General features: G+C 64.2%; 1 protein-coding gene and 1 pseudogene. Both read right to left on the reverse strand.

Annotated elements, in window-relative coordinates:
• Window positions 1–136: 136 nt before the first annotated feature.
• The gene (locus tag A3A5_RS40305) at window positions 137–1,531 is read right to left on the reverse strand and encodes an HNH endonuclease (protein WP_018311596.1); all 1,395 of its coding nucleotides are present in this window, start codon (window positions 1,529–1,531) and stop codon (window positions 137–139) included.
• 475 nt (window positions 1,532–2,006) lie between these two features.
• Window positions 2,007–2,852 (reverse strand): annotated as a pseudogene (locus A3A5_RS38650) (transposase); the annotation flags it as partial.
• Window positions 2,853–3,031 lie beyond the last annotated feature (179 nt).

The raw sequence follows: 3,031 nt of genomic DNA on the forward strand, positions 1-3,031 counted from the left end.
GCTTGCCAATTCCGTTGACCGCCGCCAGATCGCTTCAACCGAAACTCGCAACCAGTTGCACGTGACCGACATGTCCCTGATCGGCGCCGACCGCGTGCTGGCGAATTGAGAGGAACCGGTCCGATGACGGATTCGGTCATTCCTGGTCTTCCCCTCGCGCTGCGCGGGTGCGTTTCCGATGGATGGCCAGGTATTTGCACTGCTGTGGCGACGGCGTGAACCGCAGTTGCCACGGTTCGTCGATATGCAGGCGTTTGCGCTCCACTGTATCGAGCCTGCCCGACACCAGCATTCGGCCATCGTTGGCAAAGGCAATCAACCCGTGCTCGAAGAGCGCATCCAGGTGAGCGGCCAGCAGCAGGCCATTGGCCGGGTCCTTCCGCATCATCGGCGTGTCCTTGCAGTCGGTCCAGCGGTGGATGTGACTGGCTCGCAGGATCTCGGGAATGGCAATGCCGGTGACATCGCATCGTTCGGCGCCTCGGCGCGCGGCGATCAGATCGCGGCGGAAGCGGCCTTGGGTCAAGCGGACAATGCCCTCGCGCCGAATCTCCGTGGGCATGTCCTCGCGCTCCAGAAAGCGCTCCAGCTCGAACTCCTCGGGATCGGCCTTGGCGTGGATTTCGAAGCCCAAAGCCTCGATCTGTTTGTCCCATGGGCTGTAGCGGTCGCCCTTTTTCCACGCCTGGATGGACTGCGGGTCGTAACCGAGCGCGAGGTAGGCAAGGCGGCAGATCGCCTTGACCGGGTAGGCCGCTCCCGCGATCCAGACTTCCCAGTCGCGCGCGGCATGCGCCGTGCGAAACGCGTCGGTCTGGTCGCCCCATGCCTGGGCGGCGGCGATGATGCGCGCTGCGGTCAGTTCATCGGGGGGTGGCCATGGGCCATCGGCCGGACCGGCAGGTGCATTGCGCGCGTCGCCGAGCCCGCGCGCGGGTGGAAAACCTAGAGCAGCGAGCCGATCACGCCAATGGCCAAGGTTCATTCCCCCCCTTGGCCGCAGTAGTGCTTTCAACTCGGCCCGCGAATCAATGCCGTGCCGGCGCAGGGAAATCTGCAGCACTGTCAGCATGGAATACCAGCGGCCATTGGCCGGAATGCGCCAGGCGGTCTCATGCAGATCCTCGCCGATGCGACGAGCATCGCCGTCGGCATCGAGCTCGCGAAGGGCGGCGAGGACGTCGGTCCGGAGCAGCTGCGCGGGCACCACGCGCTCGCCGTCGCCCAAACCGGATGGCGCCGCGATGCCACGCGGTTTCGGCGGGCTGACCGGAAAGTCGAGCGCGGTCAGCCGGCGCCGAGCCGCCGTCCCGGCCAGCATCGCCGCGGTCAGCGTGCCCTGGCCGGCGAGTTCGTGGGCCAGCGCGATGATCACCTTGGTGGGATATTGGCTGCCTTCGATCGTGACCTGGCGGTCGGCCCGGGTCCGGAGATCCGAGACCTGGATGTCCGGGTGCCAGGCGCGGGCCGCAGCGATCAGGTGCTCTCGGGTCAGAAGTTGGAGGGATTGCGGGTCGCGGTCATTGGCCATGAGGTCTCCACGTTGCGGGCTCGCGCAGCCCGCCAGCCCCACGCCGGCGCGGCTTTCGCGTGAATTCTCACATGATAGAGCGGGTGTGTGCGATGTGTGCGATGTGCACTCTTCCATTATTTTTTCTGTGGATGATAAGCCAAAGAGTTTTTTACACAGCGAAGACGGCGCAATGGTCGGCATGGGCACGGTTGCGCGTCCCGTCTTCGCTGTGTAAAAAAATACTTGAGCTAAACCGCTCCACGGGCGGTGGGGGCTATGGGCATTGAATTGTTGCGCCTGCGGGTCAGGTGCCAGCTACAGTGCGGATTGGGAGTTTCGCTTCGCACTTGGGTGGGCAATGGATGCCATTGCATGGGATCGGCGGCTGACTCGAGGCGGAGTCGGGGACGCTTGGAAGCCTGTGGCACGAACCTGTCTGCTGTGTCGCGCCAAAGGGAGCGAACGCAGTGATTGACGGCACGCGCGTGGGGGGTCATGCAACCCTCCTCGGCGGTGCGCGTGGCAAAGCGGTTGGCAACAGGCGCTCGATACAAAACATGCGCCCCCGCGCGCAGACGGGACAGTCGTACAACGACCGGCCGGTCAGCTTCTCGTAGCGGTCGCGGTAGTCAGCCTGCGGGAGAAGGCGAACCTCGCGCAAGGGCGGGGCCTCGAGTAACCGGCGACAATCGGCCAGCCCACGCTCGCGTGAGCGATTGCTGAGCTGGCCGTAGTGGCGGATCCGCTGGAATCCTCGCGGCAGCACGTGTAGCAGGAAGCGTCGAATGAATTCGTGGGCCGGTAAGGACATCGCGTGCGGCTCGCCGGGGTGGCGATAGTCCTTCCAGCGGAACGTGACGTGCTCGTCGGTAAGCTCAAGTAGCCGGTTGTTGGAGATGGCTACGCGATGCGTGTAGCAGCCCAGATAGTCCAGGACCTGCCGGGGGCCGACGAATGGCTCCTTAGCATAGACGACCCACTCTGTGTGGCGCGGGCCGACAAGATGGCTGAGGAAGGAGTCGCGCTTGGCCAAGTGCGCTAGCGTTGAGAAGAATCGCAGCTTTCCAGCGTCGAAGGCATGTTGCAGGCGCGCGAGAAACAGTCGCCGGAACAGGCGCGAGAGCACCTGCACAGGCAGGAAGAACCCGGGTCGGCAGGCGACCCAGCGCTTACCGTCTAGCGAGAGGCCACCGCCGGGGACGACGCAGTGTAGGTGTGGATGATGTACCAGCGTCTGTCCCCAGGTGTGCAGGATCGCGACGAAGCCGAGCGTGGCACCTAGGTGGCGGGAATCCGCGGCGACGGTCCGCAGGGTGTCGGCGGTGGCCTGAAACAGGATGAGGGTCGCCCGCTATTCGTAAATATGTGAAGCCTAAGATATTTGCGAATAGCGGCCGACCCTCGATCCAGTAGGGCCTGTCAGTTTTTTTGGCTCGTCGGCGGAATCTGTGGGTGAAAGCGGATGTGCGGCTAGCCGAGTGAAGCCCGATTCAGGTACTGATAGAGCTTGCGACAGGT

Source organism: Cupriavidus sp. UYPR2.512 (genome assembly GCF_000379565.1).
GTDB lineage: Bacteria > Pseudomonadota > Gammaproteobacteria > Burkholderiales > Burkholderiaceae > Cupriavidus.

Excerpts from the sequence above, each read along its gene's own strand:
- A3A5_RS40305 (WP_018311596.1), bottom strand. The coding sequence starts at position 1,531 with ATGGCCAATGACCGCGACCCGCAATCCCTCCAACTTCTGACCCGAGAG.